Origin of the sequence: Mesorhizobium sp. CO1-1-8 (assembly GCF_020164875.1) — a bacterium.
In the GTDB taxonomy this organism is placed as follows: Bacteria; Pseudomonadota; Alphaproteobacteria; order Rhizobiales; family Rhizobiaceae; genus Mesorhizobium.
Genome location: NZ_JAIUGZ010000002.1, coordinates 1 through 23,153, shown reverse-complemented (window position 1 = coordinate 23,153; position 23,153 = coordinate 1). Strand labels below are relative to the sequence as shown.

General features: G+C 61.2%; 16 protein-coding genes and 1 pseudogene. 9 read left to right on the top strand and 8 right to left on the bottom strand.

Annotated elements, in window-relative coordinates; all coding sequences use genetic code 11:
• Positions 1-34 precede the first annotated feature (34 nt).
• Positions 35-2,146, top strand: a complete 2,112-nt coding sequence (locus LB558_RS03525) for a catalase (protein WP_224696244.1) — start codon at positions 35-37, stop codon at positions 2,144-2,146.
• A 72-nt stretch (positions 2,147-2,218) separates the two neighbouring features.
• Here the strand turns inward: LB558_RS03525 and LB558_RS03520 are convergent, their stop codons facing one another.
• The 3 genes and pseudogenes from LB558_RS03520 to LB558_RS03510 form a co-directional block, all read right to left on the bottom strand.
• Complete coding sequence (locus LB558_RS03520; RefSeq protein ID WP_224696243.1) at positions 2,219-2,713, bottom strand: hypothetical protein; 495 nt, start codon at positions 2,711-2,713, stop codon at positions 2,219-2,221.
• Between the two features lie 87 nt (positions 2,714-2,800).
• Positions 2,801-4,096: an Nramp family divalent metal transporter gene (locus tag LB558_RS03515; protein WP_224696242.1), complete on the bottom strand. Its 1,296-nt coding sequence runs from the start codon at positions 4,094-4,096 to the stop codon at positions 2,801-2,803.
• 304 nt (positions 4,097-4,400) lie between these two features.
• A pseudogene (locus tag LB558_RS03510) lies at positions 4,401-4,954 on the bottom strand (LysE family translocator).
• Between the two features lie 261 nt (positions 4,955-5,215).
• Here LB558_RS03510 and LB558_RS03505 point away from each other — a divergent pair.
• From LB558_RS03505 to LB558_RS03475, 7 genes are all read left to right on the top strand, one after another.
• Entirely contained in the window at positions 5,216-6,226 is a 1,011-nt protein-coding gene (locus LB558_RS03505; protein ID WP_224696241.1) for an ATP-dependent DNA ligase, read from the top strand.
• Between the two features lie 104 nt (positions 6,227-6,330).
• Positions 6,331-8,085 (top strand): thiamine pyrophosphate-dependent enzyme, encoded by a 1,755-nt coding sequence (locus tag LB558_RS03500; protein ID WP_224696240.1) that lies wholly within the window; start codon positions 6,331-6,333, stop codon positions 8,083-8,085.
• 130 nt (positions 8,086-8,215) lie between these two features.
• Positions 8,216-9,445, top strand: coding sequence for a cytochrome c oxidase subunit II (gene coxB, locus LB558_RS03495; protein ID WP_318011605.1), 1,230 nt, complete (start codon positions 8,216-8,218; stop codon positions 9,443-9,445).
• Positions 9,442-11,382 carry a cytochrome c oxidase subunit I gene (gene ctaD / locus LB558_RS03490; RefSeq protein ID WP_224696239.1) on the top strand — a complete coding sequence of 647 codons (1,941 nt, stop codon included), beginning with the start codon at positions 9,442-9,444 and terminating at the stop codon, positions 11,380-11,382. The genes coxB and ctaD overlap by 4 nt, the downstream gene beginning before the upstream one ends.
• Positions 11,379-11,981, top strand: a complete 603-nt coding sequence (locus LB558_RS03485; protein WP_224696238.1) for a heme-copper oxidase subunit III — start codon at positions 11,379-11,381, stop codon at positions 11,979-11,981. Before ctaD ends, LB558_RS03485 begins: the two co-directional genes overlap by 4 nt.
• 1 nt (position 11,982) lies before the next feature.
• Complete coding sequence (locus tag LB558_RS03480; protein ID WP_224696237.1) at positions 11,983-12,324, top strand: hypothetical protein; 342 nt, start codon at positions 11,983-11,985, stop codon at positions 12,322-12,324.
• Between the two features lie 20 nt (positions 12,325-12,344).
• Positions 12,345-13,799: a c-type cytochrome gene (locus LB558_RS03475; protein WP_224696236.1), complete on the top strand. Its 1,455-nt coding sequence runs from the start codon at positions 12,345-12,347 to the stop codon at positions 13,797-13,799.
• Here the strand turns inward: LB558_RS03475 and LB558_RS33100 are convergent.
• Complete coding sequence (locus tag LB558_RS33100) at positions 13,771-14,019, bottom strand: c-type cytochrome (RefSeq protein WP_224696733.1); 249 nt, start codon at positions 14,017-14,019, stop codon at positions 13,771-13,773. The genes LB558_RS03475 and LB558_RS33100 overlap by 29 nt on opposite strands.
• 40 nt (positions 14,020-14,059) lie before the next feature.
• On the opposite strand from LB558_RS33100, the gene LB558_RS03465 reads away from it, so the two are divergent.
• Positions 14,060-14,647 carry a hypothetical protein gene (locus LB558_RS03465; RefSeq protein WP_224696235.1) on the top strand — a complete coding sequence of 196 codons (588 nt, stop codon included), beginning with the start codon at positions 14,060-14,062 and terminating at the stop codon, positions 14,645-14,647.
• Between the two features lie 452 nt (positions 14,648-15,099).
• On the opposite strand, the gene LB558_RS03460 is transcribed toward LB558_RS03465, so the two are convergent.
• The 4 genes from LB558_RS03460 to LB558_RS03445 form a co-directional block, all read right to left on the bottom strand.
• Entirely contained in the window at positions 15,100-15,303 is a 204-nt protein-coding gene (locus LB558_RS03460; RefSeq protein ID WP_013533227.1) for a CsbD family protein, read from the bottom strand.
• Between the two features lie 600 nt (positions 15,304-15,903).
• On the bottom strand, positions 15,904-17,241 hold the full coding sequence (locus LB558_RS03455; protein WP_224696234.1) for an HlyD family type I secretion periplasmic adaptor subunit: 1,338 nt from the start codon (positions 17,239-17,241) through the stop codon (positions 15,904-15,906).
• 19 nt (positions 17,242-17,260) lie between these two features.
• Positions 17,261-18,955 carry a type I secretion system permease/ATPase gene (locus tag LB558_RS03450; RefSeq protein WP_224696233.1) on the bottom strand — a complete coding sequence of 565 codons (1,695 nt, stop codon included), beginning with the start codon at positions 18,953-18,955 and terminating at the stop codon, positions 17,261-17,263.
• 64 nt (positions 18,956-19,019) lie between these two features.
• Positions 19,020-23,153 (bottom strand): beta strand repeat-containing protein (locus LB558_RS03445; protein WP_224696232.1); only part of this gene is annotated, 4,134 nt, incomplete at its 5' end.

Below are 23,153 nucleotides of genomic sequence, written 5' to 3'. Positions count from 1 at the left end.
ACTTCAACCTTCCGGTATCGATCGAGGAACTGTCATGGCCAAATCCGCTCGCCCCTCCGCTCGCCAATCGGCAAGTGGACTGGATCAGAATAGCGCGCGGGGAAACGGCGGCGAGTTGCACCAGGTCGCGGGGGACGAAACGCCTGCCCTTACGACGGCGCTCGGAACGCCTGTCTCCGACGACCAAAACACATTGCGGATCGGTGAGCGCGGACCAGCGCTGATCGAAGACTTTCACTTTCGCGAGAAGATTTTCCACTTCGACCACGAACGCATCCCGGAAAGGGTCGTTCATGCCCGCGGCTATGGCGCGCACGGTTATTTCGAGACCTACGAATCACTTGCCAAATACACACGTGCCGACATTTTCCAGCGAGCTGGTGAAAAGACGCCGGCGTTCGTTCGTTTCTCCACGGTTGCCGGCAACAAGGGCTCGTTCGATCTCGCCCGCGACGTGCGCGGCTTTGCGGTGAAGCTCTACACCAAGGAAGGCAATTGGGACCTGGTCGGCAACAACATCCCGGTCTTCTTCATCCAGGACGCCATCAAGTTTCCCGATCTGATCCACGCCGCCAAACAGGAGCCCGACCGTGCCTTTCCGCAGGCACAGACGGCGCACGACAATTTCTGGGACTTCATCAGCCTGATGCCGGAATCGATGCACATGGTGATGTGGATCATGTCGGATCGCGCGATCCCGCGTTCCTTCCGCTTCATGCAAGGCTTTGGTGTGCACACGTTCCGCCTCGTCAACGCGAAGGACGAATCCACCTTCGTCAAGTTCATCTGGAAACCCAAGCTCGGCATGCAATCGGTGGTCTGGAACGAGGCGGTCAAGATCAACGGCGCCGATCCCGACTTCCACCGCCGCGATCTGTGGGACGCCATACAGGCCGGCAACTTCCCGGAATGGGAGTTGACGGTGCAACTGTTCGATCAGGCTTTTGCCGACAGTTTTGACTTCGATATCCTGGACGCAACGAAGATCATTCCCGAAGAGGTCCTCGAACCAATTCCGGTCGGCCGGCTGGTGCTCGACCGGATGCCGGACAATTTCTTCGCCGAGACCGAGCAGGTTGCGTTCATGACGCAGAATGTGCCGCCCGGCATCGATTTCTCCAACGATCCGCTTCTGCAGGGCCGCAACTTCTCCTATCTCGATACCCAATTGAAACGACTGGGCAGCCCGAACTTTACCCATCTGCCGATCAATGCGCCGAAGTGCCCGTTCGCCCATTTTCAACAGGACGGGCACATGGCCATGCGCAATCCGGCCGGTCGCGCCAATTATGAGCCGAACTCATGGGGACTGGGACCGCGCGAGGATCCGCAGCGTGGCTTCCGTTCTTTCGCCGATGCCGAAGAAGGGCAGAAAGTGCGTCTGCGCGCGGAGAGCTTCGCTGATCACTACAGCCAGGCCCGGCAATTCTTCAACAGCCAGACACCACCGGAGCAGCGTCACATCGCGATGGCGCTGACGTTTGAATTGAGCAAGGTTCAGGCACCGGCGATCCGCGAGCGGATGGTTTCGCATTTGTTGAACATCGATGAAACGCTGGCGACCACGGTAGCCGACAAGCTCGGCATCCGTGACATGCCCGAACCTGCCGAAGCCGCCGTTCCGCCGCGCGATGACTTGCCGCCGTCGCCGGCGCTCAGCATCATCCAAAACGGGCCCGACAGTTTCGAAGGCCGCAAAGTCGGTGTCATGCTCGGCGATGGAGCCGATGTCGCGCTGTTCGAGGAACTTCGTTCCGCCATCGAAGCGGAAGGCGCGGTGATGGAGGTGGTTGCGCCCAAGGTGGGCGGCGTCGAAGCCGCCGACGGCACCCACATCGAGGCAAGGCACATGATCGACGGCGGTCCATCCGTTTTGTTCGACGCGGTGGTGCTGCTCCTCTCCGAGGCGGGCGCCGAGCTGCTGGTCAAGGAGGCCGCTGCGAAAGATTTCGTGTCTGATGCGTTTGCGCATTGCAAGTTCATCGGCTTCACCCCAGGGGCCGAGCCGCTCCTGATCAAAGCAGGCGTCGCTCCCGATGCCGACGAGGGGCTGACGCGGTTGGATTCGGCAGCTTCGGTAACTGCGTTTGTGCAGTCATGTCGCAAACTGCGGCTCTGGGCGCGGGAGGCGGCTGTCAAGCTTTGATGCGATGCGTCAGCTGTTTCCGTTGGCGTGTCCGCAGGCCTTGGTTGCCGCCAAACCAGCCGGCACTGCGATCTACGAGCGACTTTCGCTGCTAGACGCTTGTTGCCGCTGCTTTTCCAGGACCTCGTCGGTCCCGACCAGCTTTTTTGCTCCGCCTGAAATGGTCGTGGACACCACCGACGGCGGATCACTCGCCGGAAAGGAATCCTCCAACCCCGCCTGCAGTTGGTCCTCGAGCGTGCGTGGTTCTTCGGAACGGCCGGGCGTTCTGCGCGTGTCTATCTTCTCAAGCGACTGCTTCTTTTTTGGCGAATCGTTGGCGTTCCGGACCAGGGCGTAAAGCTGCTCGATCGCGAATTCCTTGATCAATTCGAAATCGGCCCGATCGTCCTTTGCCGCCTCGATTTGATCAAGCATGGCTTTCTCGAAGCGGTCGAGGCTGTCGCCTCCGCAGGCATGGGAAAGGCGCAACAGGGCCTCGTTCAGCATCAACGGAGCGAAATGTGCTGAAGCTTCAAGCCTGAGTTGCCTTAAACGATCCGGAGTAGCAGCCTGCAACTTTGACATGGACAAACTCCTTTATCCCGCAAGCGTCTCAACGACATTTGACCGCCGACGTTCCACTGTGCCTGAACATCCTTCATGCCATGCGAGCTACAGGAACCAGCTTGCCACCAGTCCCGCCGACGCCGCAAAAATCGCCAGGGTCGTCACGCCGCCCAGGATGTTCGTGCTGGTGCTGTTGACCTTGTCGCCCATGATCTTGCGGTTGTTGGTCATGATGAGGATAAGAAGCAGCAGCGGCGGCGTTGAAAATCCTTGCACGATGCCAGACCAGACGAGGGCTTTCATCGGGTTGAAGCCGAAAAAATTGAGGCCCACCGCCACCAGCGTTATGACCCCGATCACGATGTAGAATTTGGGAGCCTGCCGGGGTTTGGCATGCAAGCTACTCTTCCATCCCATCGCCTGAGCGAAATCGAAAGCAGCGCCAGCGGTCATGATCGGCACGGCCAGAAAGCCGACGCCAATTACACCGGCCGCAAAGAGAATGCCGGCAGCGTCGCCGGCAAGCGGCCGCAGCGCTTCGGCCGCCTGTGCCGCTGTCTCGATCTGCGTCTGCCCGGCCTTGTAGAGGGTCGACCCTGTCGAAAGGATGATGAAATACATGATCAGATTGGAAAACGTCATGCCAATCAGAATATCGCGGCGGGATCGGCGCAGTTCGCCCTCGGTGGCGCCTTTGCGCTCTTCGAGGCTCGTACGACCCTTGGCGATCTCCTCCTCCACCTCCTGATTGGACTGCCATGTGTAAAGGTATGCGGAGAGCGTGGTCCCGACGATGGCGACGAGGATGGACAGGTATTCCCGGCTGAACTCGATTTTTGGCAACAGCGTGCCGCGCAGGACCGAAGCGGCATCCGGTTTGGCAAGCACCGCGGAGACCACATAGGCAAGCAGAGCCAGAGCCAGCCACCGAAACACATTTCGGATCAATTTATACGATCCGAACACCTGCAGGGCAAAAATGACGGCCGCGACGACAATGACGACCAAGGGAGCAGGCATAGGAACGAACAGCACGATGGCCGCCGACATGGCGCCAAGGTCGGCGGCTGCCTCGATCGTGTTGCCAATCAGTACGCCCACCAACACAGACCATAGCAGCCAACGCGGATAGAAGTCCGATACGACCTTGAAAAGCCCGCGACCCGAAACCTGGCCTAGTTTGGATGAAAGATAGACGACGAGATACATCATCGGCAGCGTGACAGGTGCCGTCCACAGCAGGTCGGGCCCGAACCGGGCTCCGGCGCTCGCGTAGGTACCGATGGCCGAGCAGTCGTCATCGGCCGCACCGGTGATCAGACCAAGCCCGAGAGCCCGAACGACGTCGCCGCCTTTTCGCTTGCTTTCCCTTTGGCCGGCATTGTCAGGCGGCTTGTTCATTGAAGGTGCGTCTTTACCGGGGCCACGCAAGAAATCATGACGAACATTCCAATCGGATACCGACGAAGCAGCGGTTCAAGCTGCAGGAGATCGAGGCTCGAACCTCTGGTCAGGATTTTTGTTCCTGGACATAGTCCCGGCCCGCGACGGCGGCGGCGATGCGGGTCTTTCGGCGGAGCCGAACATCGAAGAGAATGCTTGTGTCGAAGCCTGTCATTCGGGCGACGTGGCACAAAATGGTTCTTTGAAGGAATATCCAGCGTCGCCAAAGTCGAGTGTTCGGCCCGGCCGTTCATCCGCTTCGTCAGCGGCTCGTACCGCCGCCGATCACCATCCGCACGCCGAGGCCGATGATGAGGCAGCCGGCGAGCCGCTGCTGCCAAAGCCCTGCGCGAGGGTGCCGCATGACCCATGCACCGACCGCGCCCGATGCCAAGGCGTAGGCTCCCAGCACCAGCACACCGGTTATCTTCAGTGTTGCCCCAAGCAGCACCAGCTGCAACGTGACGGAACCCCTATGCGGATCCACAAATTGCGGCAGGAACGCAACCATGAACATCAAAGGCCAGGGATTGCTCAGATTGGCGATCATTCCTTCCCGGGCGGCGGCGAGCGGCCGCAGGGCCTTGATGTCTCCTGCGGGAATGGTTGCCGAGGCTGAAAGCAGCAGCCGGACACCCAACCAGACGATGTAGGCCGCCCCGGCCATCGAAGCAGATTGAACGCCAGCGGCGAGGCTTGGACAAGCGAGGACAGGCCGAATGCAATCAGCGGAAGCTGCACCAGTCCGGCGCCCAGCGTCATGCCGAGTACAGTGAACAGCGCCACGCCGCGCCCCTGTCCGATGCCGCGGGCCATCACCAGCATGCTGTCGGGACCTGGCGGCACCTGCATGAGAATGACGGTTCCGACAAAAGCGGTCCACAATGAGGGATCGATGGGCCATCTCCGCTCGCGTTGCCGATGACATCAAAGCGGCCAGCCGTCATCCGGGTTCCGGCGGCAAATGAAAATGTCCCATCGCGAAAAACCAGGCATGAACCGTCAGATGGAACGCGGTGCCAGTCCCGGAAGTTGAAAAACCGGAGCCGTTCCTGAACCGGTTTTGGAGGCCGACCCGTGCATGAACCGATAAACGCCTTCCCGCTCCCGCTGGACACTTCTCCGATGGAGGCCAGGCTTGCCGATGAAATCCCCAGGGACGGGAACCGCTGGCAGTACGAGCCCAAATGGGACGGATTTCGCTGCCTTGCTTTCAAGAGCGACGACACCGTTGACCTGCGCGCCAAATCCGGCAAGCCGCTCGGCCGCTATTTTCCGGAAATCACGGGGATTTTGGGTGACCTCAAGCGCGGGCATTTCGTCATCGACGGCGAGATTGTCATCGAGGTTGACGGTGAGCTTTCCTTCGAGGCGCTGCAGATGCGCCTTCACCCCGCACAAAGCAGAATCCGCAAACTGAGTTCGCAGACGCCTGCCAGTCTGATCCTCTTCGACATGCTTGCCAGCCCGGGCGGCGAGGTCATCACGGGCAAACCCCTTGTCGAAAGGCGGCGAGCGATCGAAGACTTCGTGATCTCTTCGAACAGTCCAGATCTTCGCCTGTCCAAGTGCACTTGTGATGCAGCCACGGCGGCTCGATGGCTAAACAGAGCCGGCCAGGCATCGACCGACGGCATCGTGGCCAAAATGCTCGATGAGCATTATCTGTGCGGCGAACGTGCGATGGTGAAGGTTAAGCCGAGGCGCACCGCCGATTGCGTTGTCGGCGGTTTCCGCTATCTCGCGGATCGTCGTGAGGTCGGCTCGCTGCTCCTCGGCCTCTACAATGACGACGGCAAGCTCGATCACGTCGGCTTCACGTCGACCATCGCCAGGACCGACAGAGGAGCGCTCACGCGCCGGCTGGAAGGGCTGCGGTCAGAGCCCGGATTCACCGGCAAGGCGCCCGGCGGCCCGAGCCGCTGGAGCACGGAGCGCAGCGGACAATGGGAACCTTTGGAACCTGAACTGGTGGTGGAGGTCCGCTTCGACCACGTCACCGGCAATCGGTTCCGCCACGGTACCAAACTGCTGCGCTGGCGCCCCGACAAGGCGCCACGGCAATGCACGTTCGAGCAGATCGAATAGACCGCTCCTGGAAAATCGCTTCCAGAAACTGTCACGATTTTCGTGTCGAAGGAACCAACTCGGGATTCACCGGTTCGGACACCATCCACCGGAGCTACCCTGACATGCCAAATGCAGCAGAAATTCTGATCGATACACTCGTCGCTTGGGACGTGGAGGTGGTGTTCGGCTTGCCGGGAGACGGCATAAACGGCGTCATGGAAGCGTTGCGGACGCGGCGCGACAAGATTGCCTTCGTTCAGGTTCGGCATGAAGAGTCGGCTGCCTTCATGGCATGTGCGTATGCCAAGTGGACAGGAAAGCTGGGCGTGTGCCTTGCGACGTCCGGTCCCGGCGGAACACATCTTCTGACCGGCCTCTATGACGCCAAGCTCGACCAGGCTCCAGTGCTGGCGATTACGGGCATGCAGTTCCACGATCTGATCGAGACGTTCACGCAACAGGATGTCGATCTGACCCGCGTGTTCAATGATGTCTCCGTTTATAACGCCCATGTCGCCGATGCCGCGCATATGGAAAACGTCGCCAGCCTTGCCTGCCGAACCGCGCTGGCGCGCAAGGGCGTCGCCCACCTTTCGATTGCCAGCGACATCCAGGAGCAGGAGCGCGATCCATCGAAGCGCTCCAAGCGCAATCGCCCGGCGCACACACCGCAGGATATGTTCGCCGGTCACAGCGTACCGCTGGACGTTGAGCTCGACAAAGCCGCCGCCATTCTCAATGACGCTTCGCGGGTTGCGATCCTGGCCGGACGCGGCGCCCTCGGCGCGGCCGCCGAACTCGAACATACGGCGCGCCTGCTGCAGGCGCCTGTCGCGAAGGCCTTGCTGGGCAAGGCGGTACTGCCGGACGACCATCCCTACACCACCGGCGGGATCGGCATTCTTGGAACCCTGGCCTCGCAAGAGGCGATGGAGAGCTGTGACGCGGTGCTGATTGTCGGTTCGACCTTTCCCTATATCGAATACTATCCACAGCCCGGGCAAGCTCGTGGCGTCCAGATCGACTGCGATGCGCAGCGGATCGGCTTGCGCTTTCCGGTCGAGGCCGGCCTTGTCGGCGACGCGGCCGAGACATTGCGCGCGCTCAACCAACGTCTGACGCAGAAGCCCTCTGATGAATTCCTGCACCGTTCCCAGGAGACCATGAGAAAATGGCGCGAGATGATGCGGCAGTCGGAAGACATGCAGGCGCAACCCTTGAAGCCACAAGCGATTGCCCGGGCGTTCGGACAAAGATTGGCCGACGACACGGTGCTGGCCACGGATTCCGGTCAGAACACAGAGCTGGCCGCCCGCCATGTCGATCTTCGCAGCGGCCAGGCATTTGGGGTGTCCGGATCGCTGGCATCGATGGCTTGCGGTCTGGCCTACGCCATCGCTGCCGGCATAGCATTCCCCGGTCGACCGATTGCCGCCATCGTCGGCGATGGCGGCTTTGCCATGCAGCTCGGCGAATTCTCGACGGCGGTGCGCTACAAGATCCCGCTGAAGGTTCTGGTGATCAAGAACAACATGCTCAATCAGATCGCCTGGGAGCAGATGATGTTTCTGGGGAACCCGCAATTCGGTTGCGAATTGCAGCCGATCGATTTTGCCAAGGCGGCGGAAGCGATGGGCGCAAAGGGTTTTCGCATCGAGCGGGCCGACCAGATCGAGACGGTTCTCGACCAGGCTTTCGCAACGGAAGGCCCTGTCGTGATCGAAGCGCTGGTAGATGCCTATGAGCCGCTGATGCCGCCCAAAATGCCGGCGGACTACGCCAAGAACTTCCGCAAGGCCCTGCCGCGCACACCGGGACACGAACGCATAGAGGAAAATATCGCCCGGGAGCCGGCGAAATCGATGATGGACGCCTAGAGGCAGCGCAAGGAGGTGGGAACAGCGCCCCTCCTTGGCTTCATTCTGGATCTTTCCGGATGAACCGGTGCTCTTCCGGGTGACGGGGGCTCGGCCCGCTCGAGGACCAGCAACTTGCAGGCTTGATCATGTGGATTCCCGCCGCACCGCTTCGCGTCGGTTTTCAGCCGGGCGGTGTGGCCAAGCATCCTTTTTTACCCAGCCGCGTTATGGCCTTGGCAACGATGGTGGATCTTTCATGGCAAGTCCGTTGGCCAGCTCTTGCAGGCGGACAGGGCCGCGAATGTCGCTTGCCTTTACATGTCCAACGCAAATCCTGACTGGCATAGTTCCGGGAAAGGCCGCGCAAAAGTGTTTGAGGTGGGTCAGCGCAGCGCCGATGTTGGTCTTGGCAGGATGCGGCGATCGGCAGTCGGCCCTCCATGCACATGGTGCGAACGCCCGAAGAATCCTTGATCTGATCTGGTCCTTCAGCGCAGTCGCCGGGGCCACGTGGCTGCTTGTCATGCTGGTCCTGGCGGCAGCGCTTTTGCGTCGCCGCCTGTCCGAGACAACGCGCTCGCCGCTCGAGATCGATTCTCATCAGGAGCGCCGATTTGCCCAAGCTGTCGGCAGCGCCATTGCGTTGACCGTTCTGGCGCTCGTCATGATGACGACAGCGAGTTTTTTCGCCGGCAAATCCATTGCTTCGCTGAGCGGAACGGAAACGCTTGCCGTGCGGATCACAGGGCACCAATGGTGGTGGGAGGTCCGGTATCCCGGAGATGATCCGTCGCAATCGATCGTCACGGCAAATGAAATCCATGTCCCGGTCGGCGAACCGGTCAAGGTCGAACTCGATTCGCTCGATGTCATTCATAGCTTCTGGGTGCCTAACCTTGCCGGTAAGCGCGATCTCATTCCGGGCCGGCCAACCCAGCTTACCCTCATCGCCGATAAGCCCGGCATCTATCGTGGCCAATGTGCTGAATTCTGCGGCTATCAGCACGCCCATATGGCCATCACCGTCATCGCGGAAAGCCGCGAAGCGTTCGAAGCATGGCAATCCAGGCAAAACGCCGTTGCATCCGCGCCTGGCGGCGAAGAAGAACGCCGCGGCCAACAGGCATTTCTTTCCACCGGCTGTGCGCTCTGCCATACGATAAGAGGCACGCCTGCCAGCGGAACGGTCGGACCTGATCTAACCCATCTCGCCAGCCGACGTGCACTGGCCGCGGATACGCTGGCCATGACCCCTGGCGCCCTCGCCGCATGGATTGCCGATCCACAGTCGATAAAGCCCGGCGCCAAGATGCCGCGCATTGCCCTTAGCGCCGACGATCTCAACGCGGTCGTCACCTATCTCGGAAGCCTCGAATGAGTGGCATTGCGGGAAAGCCGGCCGAGCATACCCACAAAGCCCTGAAAGGCATCCGTGACACTGGTCTCGAGGAGGTGAGGCTGCGCACCTTTCTGGCGCATGCCTGGCGAACGCCGAAAGGCCTATACGGCTGGCTGGTCACGGTCGATCACAAGCTGATCGGGCGGCGCTATATCGTGACGGCTTTCCTGTTTCTCATCCTTGCAGGTCTGTCGGCGCTCGCCATGCGTTTCCAGCTTGCCCAGCCTGAGGCCGGCCACATCGGCCCCGATCTCTATAACCAGCTGTTCACCATGCACGGCACGACGATGATGTTTCTGTTCGCTGTGCCGGTGATGGAAGCTTTCGCCATTTACCTGGTGCCCTTGATGATCGGCACTCGCAATGTCGCCTTTCCGCGGCTCAATGCATTCAGCTACTGGGTCTATCTTTCCGGTGGTCTGATGATCTGGATCGCCTTCGCCTTCGAAACCGGTGCGGATGCCGGCTGGTTTTCCTATGTACCGCTCGCCGGACCCGAATACGGCATCGGCAAACGCCCCGATTTCTGGGCGCAGATGGTGACCTACACTGAAGTGTCCGCGCTCGCGGTAGCGGTCGAGATCATCGCCACAGTGTTCAAACAACGTGCTCCCGGCATGTCGCTCGACCGCATCCCGCTCTATGTCTGGTCCGTCCTCGTCACGGCTTTCGTCGTCCTGTTCGCCATGCCGGCGGTGATGGTTTCAAGCACAATGCTGATCCTCGACCGCCTGGTCGGCACAAAATTTTTCGATCCCGCTGCAGGCGGCGATGCACTGCTGTGGCAGCATCTGTTCTGGTTCTTCGGTCATCCCGAGGTTTACATCATCTTCATTCCGGCGACCGGCTTCGTCTCCGCGATCCTGCCGACCTTCGTTCGCCGCCCGGTCTTTGGCTATCTCGGGATCGTGCTGTCGTTGATCGCGATTGGTTTTCTCTCCTTCGGCCTGTGGGTGCACCACATGTTCGCTACCGGCCTGCCACAGCTCGGCGAGAGCTTCTTTACCGCTTCCTCGATGATAATCGCCATTCCGAGCGGCATTCAGATCTTCTGCTGGATTGCGACGATCTGGGGCGGGCGGCCGATCTTCGCCACGCCCATGCTTTTCGTGCTCGGCTTCATCTTCACCTTTGTGATCGGCGGCCTGACCGGGGTCATGGTCGCCTCGGTGCCGCTCGACCTGCAGGTACACGACACCTATTTCGTGGTTGCCCATTTCCACTATGTGCTGGTCGGGGGCGCCGTCTTCCCCCTGCTCGGCGCCGTTTATTACTGGTTTCCCAAGATCACCGGACGCATGCTGTCCGAGAGGCTCGGCCGCTGGAATTTCTGGCTCGTCTTCCTTGGGTTCAATCTCACCTTCTTCCCCATGCATATTCTCGGTCTGCAAGGCATGCCGCGCCGCGTTTATACCTATCCGCCGGCGAGCGGCTGGGGTGAGATGAACCTCTTCATCAGCCTCTCTTCGCTGGTGGTGTTCGCCGGCTTTGCGCTCTTCTTCCTGAACCTCCTGTTTAGCCTCCGCAACGGCCGCATTGCAGGAGACAATCCCTGGGGCGCGAGCACGCTCGAATGGGCGACGACGTCGCCGCCGCCTTCCTACGATTTTTCGAGGCTGCCCGTCGTAACTCACCGCGAGCCCCTTTGGGCCGAGCCCGATGTGCTCCCAGTGGTCGAAGGCCTGCGTGTCGACGCCCGCGAGGTGCTCGCGGGCACGGTCGCCGATGCGGTGCCGCAAGTAAGGGTGCCATCGGCTGACAACTCGATCTGGCCGTTGCTGTCGGCCATCGCGGTCGGGGGCGCATTTCTCGGTTCGATATACACGCCGTGGGCGGTGGTCTGGGGAGCGATCCCGGTTTCGATCGGCTTCATCTGTTGGTTCTGGCCGAAAGGCGAACCGGAGGACGAGGAATGAGGCACCGCCCCGTCGCCGACATCAGCCACCTGCCCACATACGATTTCGGGTCGGCGAGCCCGATGTGGTGGGGAACCCTTGCCTTCATTGCCCTCGAGGCAACAGGTTTTGTCTTGGCCATCGGCACTTACTTCTATCTGGCTGTGCTGGCGCGGCATTGGCCCATTGGAGCCCCGGCGCCAGATCTGCTGCCGGGCACTGCAGTACTCGTTATTCTGGTTGCGAGCGTCCTGCCCAACCACATGATCGAGTTTTGGGCACGTCGCCGAGACCTCGCGAAAGTTCGCCTTGGCATCGTCGTCATGTCGATCGTCGGAATTCTTCCGCTGATCGTTCGCATCTGGGAATTTCCGGCTCTGCGGATTTCCTGGGATCAGAACGCTTACGGATCGATCGTCTGGTTCCTGCTCGGGCTGCATACGACGCATCTCCTTACCGATGTCGGCGACACGATCGTCCTGGCAGTTCTCATGTTCACACAAAAAGGAAAAGCGGGCCGCCGCTTCAGTGACGTCTCGGACAACGCCTTCTACTGGGACTTCGTCGTCGTCTCATGGGTCGTGCTCTATCTTGTGATTTATTGGGCTCCGAGGATGTGAGATGCAGGCGATCCGTACCGGCGTTTCCTGGGCAGGCCTGGTCAGTGGACCAGTTGCGTGGGCAATAACGCTGCAGCTCGATTATTCCATTGCATCCTGGCAATGCCATGCGGGCTTTCGTCCCACTGCCTTGTTCTCATTGATAGGCGCCGCTGTCGCCCTCGCAGGCGCGCTGCTGTCGTGGCACGCCGTTCATGACCGCGGACGTGGCACGATCCCTCCCCTGAAGGCGCGCACGCGCGGGTTCCTTGCCAGGACTTCCGTGGGCATCGGGGCGCTGTTCACGCTCATCTTGCTGGCGCAAGTGGTGGCAGGGCTGATCTTCAGCGGGTGCGAACTGTGACGATGCCAAAGACCCGGAGATTGGCCATCCGCCGCCGGTGCGCGCCTCGGCCTGCCACGGGCATTCCATTCCCAGTCATCATCTCTCGGGCGGTCGCGCTCGTCTTAGTATCACTGGCTCTTTGCACCGAGCTGCCGGCGAGCGAGATCCAGAAAGGTGAATACCTTACCCGAGCGGCCGACTGCATCGGCTGCCACACGTCCAATCCGAGCCGCCCGTTCGCTGGAGGCTATCGCGTGCCGACACCCTTCGGCGATGTATACTCGACCAACGTCACACCTGATGCCGACACGGGCATCGGACGCTATTCAGCGGACGAGTTCGTGCAAGCCGTGCAGAAAGGTATCAGGCGCGACGGAGCCGATCTCTACCCCGCCATGCCCTATGACAGCTTCGCCGCGATGAGCCGCGAGGACGTGCTTGCGATTCGGTCCTACCTCCTTGCGCAACCGCCGATTTCCCAGCCGCGGCCGCGAAACATCTTGCCTTTTCCATTCAACCAGCGCTGGACGGTTGCGCTGTGGAAGCTCGCGAACCTGCACACCGGCAGTTTCACGCCCGATCGGAGCCGGACCGCCGCATGGAACAGGGGGGCCTACCTGGTCGAGGTGCTCGGTCACTGCGGTGCCTGCCACACGCCAAGGAATGCGACGTTCGGCATGGATGAAGACCACAAGCTTGCCGGCGGCACCGCCGGCATCTGGCACGCCTTCAACATCACCAGCGACAAGATCGCAGGCGTCGGCGGCTGGAGCAACGAAGAGCTGTCTCGATTTCTCAAAACCGGCGCCGTGCCCGGAAAGGCCTATGCGGGCGGGCCGATGGCGGAAACGGTCATGAACAGCCTGCAGCATCTTTCCGATGACGACATCCAGGCTATTGTCGCCTATCTCAGGGACGTGCCCGCCCAACCGGGAGACGAGAAGCAGCCGCGTTTCTCATGGGGCAACGCAGCCGCGGTCGACGGCGATCCTGGAACCAAAGGGATGACGCAAGGCAGCGGGACCGCAACCGGCGATGATCTCTATCGATCGCTCTGTTCGACGTGCCATGGGGCGAACGGAGGCGGATCAACAGACGGATCCTATCCGTCCTTGACCCGCAACAGCACCCCCGGCGCGGCCATGCCCGAGGATGTCGTCATGACCATCCTTGAAGGCGTCAAAGCCGGCGACGTGGCAGGGCGTAAATCGATGGCAGCCTTCGGCGGCTGGCTGGACGATGGCCAGGTGGCAGCCCTTGCAAATTACGTCACTGCTCGGTTCGGAAATCCCAACATCAGCGTCACCGCGGCCGATGTACGCCAGATGCGGGCGGGCTCGACAACAGGCCAGACAATCATGGTTCTGGCGGCTCAATCACTTGTGGCGGGCGCCGCCGTGTTGATGCTTGGGCTGCTGCTTTTGCTGGCAAGACGCCTGCGCCGTGGGATGAGTTCAGCGCGACTCATGTTCGCGCATAGAGATAGGCGGTAATGTCGCGCGCCTCTTGAGGCGACAGATTTGTATTGGGCATGGCCGTCTTCGGGTCTACGTCCCGCGCCCTGCTGATCCAGCGCATCATGGCCTCCGGGCTGGCTCGCGACGCCCCGAAATATCCTCTTTCGACGACGCCTTGCAGGGACGGACCGACGGTACCACGGGCACCGGGCACTCCCGGGATTTCGTGACATCCGCCACAGCCGTTGCGGATCATTGCCGGGACGGCCCGTTCAGGGTCGCCGCCGATGGCCTGCATGAGCGTGGTTTCTCGCAGACTGTTGCTGCGAACCGATCCGCTGGCAAAGGCGGCAAAACCGATGACGACGGCCGCCGATGCTCCTGCCAACCATAAGAATTGGGGCGACGCTTGCTTGGCGGCCTGCCGGTTCATCTGCACTTACTACTCTCAGTTCAATGCGCTGCCGGATTCTGCCGAAGCACTGGTCCGGCAGCGGATTGAGGAGCCAGTTCATTTGTTACAGTTCTGCACATTCGATGTTGTCGTGCCGGTTGCGGTGTTGTTGTCGATATCGTTGCCTGCCGCATCTTTGCAGCGGTCAGTCATGCCGCCCGATTTCGTTGTCGAATTTGTCGAATTCGTAGTGCTGGGATCGGAAGGGTTCACCGACGTTCCAGAGCCGGTGCCGCTGTTGCCCCCTGTATTTCCAGACGTAGCGCCGGTGCCGTTGTTCGAGCCGGTGCCAGTGTTGGAGCCGGATCCATTCGCCTGCGCCATTGCCGATGTGGCCAATGTGAGCGCGAGCACAGCGGTGGAAAGAAGTTTGATAATCATGGTGGATCTCCTGGTTGGGTGTACCGCCACCAAACCAATCGTTTCCTGATATGTTCCCGGCGAAATCCGAAATCGTGTTCATGTGAAACGGGTTTTTCGTACCGATACTGCGATAGGTATGCAGCCTTGCCCCGGGCGCGGAAGCAGCGCTAGCCGCAGGTCCTCGGCCGAAGCATAGTTGCCCACTGGGTGGCCGCTGCCCGCGGTCCCGACCAACGCTCGATCATCCCCGGATCGGAGGCAGCTCAACCATCGCCATGAAAGTCATACCAACGGGCCGAACACGAATATAGCCAGTAGAACAAGAAAAATCGCGGCGATAAATGCGATCGCCCACATGACAATTCTTCTTGTCCCCCGTTGCTCCTGCCTGCGAGAGATATTTTCTGCCACAGTACGAAATCCTTGCTGCAAAATTCAACCGACGACAAGGCTCAGCACCCGCATGGTGCCGGACTGTTGGGCGGCATCCTGGAATTGGCCACAGCCGGGCTCACATGCTTACCAACCCTGCCGCCCGTACCAATCGTCGACATCGCGCCGCACACGGTCCTTTTCGATGCCGTAACGCTCCTGGATTTTGCCTTCGAGTTGATCGCGCTTGCCTGCGATGCGGTCAAGGTCGTCATCGGTGAGTTTACCCCACTGCTCCTTGACCTTGCCTTTCACCTGCTTCCAGTTTCCTTCCACGCGGTTCCAGTCCATGACACCGTTCTCCCTGTTTTGGAAAGGTCCGGAATAGGAAACGCAATCCAGTCAAGTATGTTCCTGGGAAACAGCCAGCGCGCTGCCCGACTCGGTTGACAGAAAGTCATATCGCCCCTCGCCGTGCGCAACGTACTGTTCGAGCCACACTTTCAGCCGAGCCATCGTCGCTCGCTCAACCCGCCTATTTGCACGCCGTGATACGCCCACGGCTCTGAACGGTTCCGACGATGCTTGTGGCTTCCGCAGACTGTCTCCGCCAGCACCAAAAGTACCGTCACCACCGCCCAAAATTGCGATCGCTAGCTAGTCTAGGATCATCAGACATCCAGCACCAAAGAAACGGAGGGGTTGTCGGCACGGAGCATGCAGACCATGAGCGACTGGCTGTCGGCTTGTTGGCTCGGGGTCTTCAGAACGTCGTGATGGTCCACCAGACCGCTCAAAAGCGGGGTTTCATAAGACCCGCAATTGCCAGACCGAGAGAACTGGTCCTGCCTCGTCTAGAGCAGCGAGAATTGTCAGGTCCTTTGCCTGCCGATAATCTCGGACCGTTCTGCGTTAGAATCACCTCAAAAGCGAAGTCACTTGGCTAATCCGTCATTTCTGGCGAAAGGCGGAGTGGAACGACACAACCAGCGGGCCCAGAATGTAGTCGAGCGCGGTGCGTTCCTCGGTGACGATCATGACTGACGCTGGCATGCCCGGATAAAGCGCGATCTGTGGGGCTGCTGCCAATTCCATAGGATCGACCGCTACGTCGGCAAGATAGTAGGGGAACCCGGTCTTGCTGTCGGTAATGCGATCCGCCGAAATGCGGCTGACGCGGCCATGGATTATGGGTATCGAGCGCTGTTTGTATGATGTGAAACGAACTTCGGCAGCCATATCGGGTCGCAGGTTCGATATGTCCTCGACGCGAACCTGCGCCTGGACGATCAGCGAATTTTCGGTCGGCACGATGTCGAGGATGGTCTGGCCCGGCGAAACGATCGCGCCGATCGAGAAGACGCTGAGATCCATCACCTGGCCATCATAGGGTGCGCGAACTTCGGCTCGGTCCATGGCAGCCTGGGCGGCAAACATCTTGGGCACGAGGTCGGAAAGGCTCGATTGCGTATCGATCAGCATGGCCGACAGCTTGGCGCGGCGCTCATAGGTCAATTGCGCGATCTGGCCCTCGAGTTCGGCTTTGCTCTGTTGGCTGCCGGCTACGGCGCCGAGGTTCTCGTCGATCAGGCCCTGCAGATCCGAGGCCGATCTTTCCAGTTCCAGAATGCGTGGGCGGGTCGTCAACCCAGCCTTGAGCAGCTTTGACAAGCTGGCCTTCTCCTCGATAGTCGATTGCATCTGGGCCTGGTAGGATTGGACCCGCGCCTGCTTGCCCTGGATTTGCTCTTCGAGCTCGGCAATCCGCCGCTCGAGGATCTGCCTGGCGCCGGCCATCGAGGCGCGCTGGCTTTCCAGGTCGGCGATCTGGTTTGCCATCGCATCTCTAAGGTAGGCCTCGTGCTCCTTGAGGATGTCCTTCGGGAAGGCAACAGCCTCGCTGCCATCCAGCTCGGCCCGAATCCTGGCATCAGTTGCACGCAGCAGCGCATATTGCTGGGCATAGAGATTGAACTCGGACCGTATCCTGGTGTCGTCCAGCTTCAGCATTATGTCGCCCTTCCTGACGACGTCGCCATCCTTGACGCGGATCTCCTTCACGGTTCCGCCGTCGAAGTGCTGTACGCTCTTGCGATTGCCTTCCACCTTGACGATGGCGTCGGCGAGCACGGCGCCGTTCAGCGGGGCAAAGGCTGCCCAGCCGCCGAAGATGCCGAAGAAGGCAACGATGATCAGCAGGCCGATATAGGCCGGCACCCGGATCGAATCCGGGGCGAGGATACCGGTTTCGCCGGGCAGGCTCCGGTAGGTAAGGGCGCCGTCGCTCATCGATCTCTCCGGCTACAGCTCATTGGGTTGCCACCGCCATTGGCGCCGCGCGCTGGTTGAGCAGCGCCACGATCTCGTTTCTCATGCCGAAGGCCTCGACGGCGCCATCGCGCAACAGAAGGATCTTGTCGACATTCGCCAGAGTCGAGGGCCGGTGCGAGACGATGATCACCGTGCTGCCGCGGCGCTTGAGTTCGATCGCGCAGTCGCTCAGCGCGCGGTCGCCATCGGCGTCGAGATTGGAGCTCGGCTCGTCGAGAATGATCAGGTTCGGCGTTCCGAACACCGCCCGGGCAAGAGCAATCCGCTGCCGATATCCTCCTGACAACACTGCGCCGCCTTCGCCGATCTGGGTCTCATAGCCCTGCGGCAGGCGGATGATCATCTCATGCACGCCGGCGAGCCGCGCGGCCTCGATCACCTCCTGGTCGACATTGGTCTTGAAGCGGCCGATGTTGGCGGCGACGGTATCGGAGAAGAGTTCGATATCCTGCGGCAGGTAGCCGATGTGGTCGCCGAGCGCGTCGTGCCCCCATTGCGACAGGTCGGCCCCGTCCAGCCTGACGGTGCCGCGGCTGGGTTGCATGACGCCCGCGAGATGACGCGCCAGCGTCGACTTGCCGGCGCCGGAAGGGCCGACGATTCCCAGCGTCTCGCCTGCTTCCAGCCGGAACGATACGTCCCGGAGAAGCACTTTCTGCTGGCTGGCAATTGCAAAGCTGACCTGTTCGACCGAAATCTTGCCGGTGGGCTTCGGCAGGTTGAACGATCTTTCGCTCTGCGCGCCCCCGTCGACCAGCTTCTCGACCCTTGCCAACGCCGCCCGCCCCAGGATCAGGCTGCGCCAAAGGCCGACGATCTGCTCAACCGGCTGTAGCCCACGCCCCAGCAAGAGGCTCGCCGCGAACATGGTGCCGCCGGTGATCTGCCGCTCGATCACCAGATAGGCGCCGAGGCCGAGGATCAGTGACTGCATGGTGAGCCGCAGAAAGCGGATCAGGCCCGACATCAGCGCGGCGCGATCGCTTGCCTCCGCCTGGCGCCGCAGCGCTAGGTTGCGGTCGCGCCCCCAGCGGCGGATGAGACCGTCGATCATCCCCATGGCGCGAACGACTTCCGCGTTTCTGAGGCTCATCTCGGTAAAGTTATAGTTGGTCGTCGCCAGGTCGTTGGCCTGCTTCAGCGGCGATCGCACGATATACTCGTTGAGCACGGCCATGCCGATCAGGAGCAGCGAGCAGCCCAGTGCGAAGAAGCCGAGCCACGGATGCAGCAGGAAGATGATGCCGATGTAGATGGGCGACCATGGCAGATCGAACAGGGCATGGATGCCGCTCCCGGTGATGACCTGCCTGAACGTATCGAAATCGCGGATCGGCTGGCTTTGCGAGGAGCCCGGCGATGGGGTCTCGACCGACGCGGCGAGGACTTTTGCCGAGAGCAACCGGTCGAGCCGCGCGCTGGCACGCGTGAGGATGGAGGCGCGCACCAAATCGAGGCCGGCCAGCGAAAGGAAGGCCGCCAGCAACACCAGGGTCAGCATCACCAGCGTGGTTTCGCTGCCGCTGGTGACAACCCGGTCGTAGATCTGCAGCATGTAGAGTGGGGAGGCCAGGTAGAGCAGATTGATCGCCAGGCTGAATGCCGCCGCAACCACGAAATAGCGGCGGCATGCCCGAAGCGCATCCTTCACAATTCGAGACTTGCTATCCACGTCCAAAACCCCACTCGATACTCGTCAGGCCAGGTGAGCCGCCGCTGACGGCGGCCCTTTTGGTTCACACCACGAAGTCGCTTGAAATCCCTCCATCGCCGACGCCTGTCAGCGTGAACTCCGCCGGATTGTACGAAACGGCGGTATGACCTTGGCCGTCATCGGCAAGCTTGAAGCCGTTCGCATCATAGGAGCCGACCAGATGCAGAGCGGTACCGTGGGTGCCGTCTGAAACGGTCAACGTTCCCCCGCTGCCATCCTGGTTTGCCTGATAGACGGCCGTCGTTCCCGCACCGAACAGGATATCCTCGAGCTCCAGCCTGTCGTCATTGGTGATGCCGCCGATCCGCCCGCTGAAATCGAAAGAATCGTCGAGCTGCAGCGTGCCGGCCGCATCGTGCGCGAAGGTGACATCCGTCGACGAGGCGCCGCCGAATTCGAGCTTCGACAGATCGCCGATCGTGGCATCGCCGTCGCCGGTGACCTGGCCGTGGATGACGATGTCGCCGCCATTGGCCAACAGCATGCCGGAATTCGCCAGCCCGCCGGTGATCGTCAGGCCACCTGAACCGGTCGCTTCCAGTGTGCCGGAGTTGGTGACGACGCTGCCCCCTGTATCGATGACGAGCGCATTCGCACCGGAGGCGATGATGGTGCCCTGGTTGTCGAGGCCCAGCATCCCGCCACCCAACTGGCCGGCGCCCGATATCGTGTTATCGATATTGACCAGAGTGACATCCGGTCCGGTGCCGGAAATCACGTTGGCGGCGCTGTCGGACAACAGGATCTGTCCGCCGCCCTGCAGCGTCACGCCATGCTGGATGATTTGCAGCAGCGTTTCGCTGCCCGTCGAGTCCAGCGAGATAAGGCCGCTATTGTTGATCGTGCCGCTCAGCGGCAGCAGAGCGCCGTCGCCGATCGTCATGGTGCCTGAATTGTTGACCACCGGCGTCTGGTCGAAGACGAAATTGCCTGCCGTCAGCGCACCCGAATGGACGCCGTCCAGCGTGATCGACTGCCCGTCGCCGAGCGTGATCACCGCGTTGCCGTGGGCATCGTCGGCGATATGGGTCTGCAGGTCGGCAAAGTCCGCCAATCCATTGTAGCCGATAAGGTCGATCTGGTCGGCCGCGGTGTCGAAATTGTGCACTGTGTCTGCGCCGATCGGCTGCGAGAAGACGAAGAGATCGTTGCCGCTCGAGCCGGTCAGCACGTCGTCGCCCGACCAAGCGAAGATCGGCGAACCCGGCGCGTAGGCCTCGACATTGTCGGCGATCGACGCGCTGCCCGTCGTGCCGTCGGCATTGGTCCAGGTCAGTTGCACGTCGAGCACGGCGGCGCCGGTGAATTCGACCGGTGTGGTCACGGTCAGCCCGTGCAGGTCGTTGGTCTGTGTCGTCCAGCTTCCATCGGCGTTATGCGTCGCGCCGTCGATGGTCCAGCCCGAAGGCACGTCCTTCACCGTGACTGTGATGAGGGCGCCTTCATGCGAGGGGTCGGTGAGGGCGAGATTGATGGGCTCGCCGGAGGTGCCGGCGGGCTTGAGGCTGCCATTTATAACTTTTATTGCGTTAGTGTTTCCAATGTTGTCTGAAAAAGCACCGGCGTCGATTGTGAGATTGTAGGTCGATCCATTGTTGCCAGTTTTCACTACACTGAATGTGTACTGATCAAGGGTCGCATTAAAACTTCCAGTACCTGGCACTAGAGCGCCGCCTGACGTAATGTGTATTGCATCCGAAATGCTCGCGAAATTTGCATGGACGGCCCTACTAAACGTTATGGTGGCCGTACTTGGATCGTTGTTGTTTCCTTGATTTCCCTGTACGACCGTGCTGATCAGGGTGTTGCTCGGCTCGTCCGTGCCGAATACCGTCACGGCCAGATTGGTCGATGATGTTCCTCCATGCCCATCCGAGACAGTGTAGGTGAAGCTGTCCGTGACCGTCTGGCCCGCCGCCAGAGCCTGCACATTGCCTTGGGCGTTTGCCAGGGTATAGGTGTAGGCCCCGGTCGCCTTGGTGATTACAAGCGAGCCGTAAGTTCCGGTCTTGGTGAATGTGGTGCCGTTGTCGATGCCACCGGACAGCGCGGAGACAGCCAGTGTATCGGCATCAGGATCGGTATCAGCATGGTCCGAGAACGTTCCCGACGGTGCACCGGCATGCACGAGTGTCTGAAGCACGTTGCCAGTTGCGCTTGTATTGGTGTCTTCCTTCGCCCAATTGGTATCAGCGACTGCGACTGGTGCACCGTTGTCATTGGTGCCCAGGATATCGATATGCACCGAGGTGTGGGTGCCGTCGGCACTGACCGCATCGAAGTTCTCGATGTAATGCTGGCCGGCGACGAATTCGTCATGGGCGGAGCTTGCGGTGTAGGTCCAGGCGCCGGCCGCATTGATGGCGAAGGTACCATAGGTTCCGACATTGGCGGCCTGGGCGACGAAGGTCGCCGGGCTGTCGACATCGGAGATGGTCAGCGTGCCCGAAGTCGAGATGTCGGCGGCCGTGTTGCCTTCGGTCAGATTGACCGAGGCAGACGAGAGCACGGCCGCGTCATTTGCACCGTTGATGGTGACGGTGAGCACTGCCGTGTCGGTCAGGCTGCCGTCGCTGACCGTGTAGTTGAACGTATCGGTGGTGGTGCCGCCGGCATTGAGGGCCTGCACCGTCGAGTCGTTCTCGTTGACCACGTAGGTGTAGCTGCCGTTGGCGGCGATGGTGAGCGTGCCGTGCGCGCCGACCAGGCCGACACCCAGCGAACCGCCTGTGCCTGAGCCTTCGACGCCGCCGGTGCGGATCGCGCTGACGGTCAGGCTGGCGCTGTCGACATCGCTGTCGTTGGTCAGCACGTTGCCGGAACCATTGTTGCCGCCGGACGCGTTGAGGGTGCCGCCCTTCTCGGTGGCCGCGATAGCACCGAGGCTGGCGCTGGTGTCGTTCACACCAACCGGGGCGTCATTGGCGCCGTTGATGGTGACGGTAAGCACGGCGGTGTCGGTCAGGCTGCCGTCGCTGACCGTGTAGTTGAACGTATCGGTGGTGGAGCCGCCGGTGTTGAGGGCTTGCACCGTTAAGTCGTTCTCGTTGACCACATAGGTGTAGCTGCCGTTGGCGGCGATGGTGAGGGTGCCGTGCGCGCCGACCAGGCCGACACCCAGCGAACCGCCCGTGCCTGAGCCTTCGACGCCGCCGGTGCGGATCGCGTTGACGGTCAGGCTGGCGCTGTCGACGTCGGTGTCATTGGTCAGCACGTTGCCGGAACCATTGTTGCCGCCGGACCCGTTTAACGTGCCGCTCTTCTCGGTCGCGGCTACAGCACCGAGACTGGCGCTGGTATCATTTGCACCGACAGGTGCATCATTTGCACCATTGATGGTAACGGTGAGTACTGCCGTGTCGGTCAGGCTGTCATCGCTGACCGTATAGTTGAACGTATCGGTGGTGGAGCCGCCGGTGTTGAGGGCCTGCACCGTTAAGTCGTTCTCGTTGACCACGTAGGTGTAGCTGCCGTTGGCGGCGATGGTGAGGGTGCCGTGCGCGCCCACCAGTCCGACACCCAGCGAACCGCCCGTGCCTGAACCTTCGACGCCGCCGGTGCGGATCGCGCTGACGGTCAGGCTGGCGCTATCGACATCGCTGTCGTTGGTCAGCACGTTGCCGGACCCATTGTTGCCGCCCGAGCCGTTGAGCGTGCCGCTCTTCTCGGTTGCCGCAATCGCACCCACGCTTGCGCTGGTGTCGTTTGCCGCTACGGGCGCGTCGTCGGCACCGGTCACGTTGACCGTGTAGGTCTGGGTCACCGCCGGTCCGTCGCCGTCCGAGACGGTGACGGTGAAGGCGTCGCTTGGATGGGCGCCATCGTCGAGCGCCTCGATCGCTGCGGCGTCCTTGGCGTAGCTGTAGGCGCCGGTGGTGGTGTCGACCGTCAGCGTGCCATAGCTGCCGGCAAGGCTGACCGTGCCGTCGCCATTGTCGATGCCGCCCTGGATGCCGTAGGCCAGCACATCGCCGGCATCGACGTCATGGCCATTGAGCGTCCCCGACAGCCCGCTGTCGGTCGTCGCCGAGGATTGATCGACCTCGGCCACCGAACCGGAAACCACCGCGGCAAGTGTCGGCGCGTCGTCGGCACCGGTCACGTTGACCGTGTAGGTCTGGGTCACCGCCGGTCCGTCGCCGTCCGAGACGGTGAC

Coding starts and splice junctions, on each gene's coding strand:
- LB558_RS03485 (WP_224696238.1), top strand. CDS start 11,379: ATGAGGCACCGCCCCGTCGCCGACATCAGCCACCTGCCCACATACGAT.
- LB558_RS03500 (WP_224696240.1), top strand. CDS start 6,331: ATGCCAAATGCAGCAGAAATTCTGATCGATACACTCGTCGCTTGGGAC.
- LB558_RS03520 (WP_224696243.1), bottom strand. CDS start 2,713: ATGTCAAAGTTGCAGGCTGCTACTCCGGATCGTTTAAGGCAACTCAGG.
- LB558_RS03455 (WP_224696234.1), bottom strand. CDS start 17,241: ATGAGCGACGGCGCCCTTACCTACCGGAGCCTGCCCGGCGAAACCGGT.
- LB558_RS03465 (WP_224696235.1), top strand. CDS start 14,060: ATGAGCGTGGTTTCTCGCAGACTGTTGCTGCGAACCGATCCGCTGGCA.
- ctaD (WP_224696239.1), top strand. CDS start 9,442: ATGAGTGGCATTGCGGGAAAGCCGGCCGAGCATACCCACAAAGCCCTG.
- LB558_RS03515 (WP_224696242.1), bottom strand. CDS start 4,096: ATGAACAAGCCGCCTGACAATGCCGGCCAAAGGGAAAGCAAGCGAAAA.
- LB558_RS03525 (WP_224696244.1), top strand. CDS start 35: ATGGCCAAATCCGCTCGCCCCTCCGCTCGCCAATCGGCAAGTGGACTG.
- LB558_RS03460 (WP_013533227.1), bottom strand. CDS start 15,303: ATGGACTGGAACCGCGTGGAAGGAAACTGGAAGCAGGTGAAAGGCAAG.
- LB558_RS03480 (WP_224696237.1), top strand. CDS start 11,983: ATGCAGGCGATCCGTACCGGCGTTTCCTGGGCAGGCCTGGTCAGTGGA.
- LB558_RS33100 (WP_224696733.1), bottom strand. CDS start 14,019: ATGATCCGCAACGGCTGTGGCGGATGTCACGAAATCCCGGGAGTGCCC.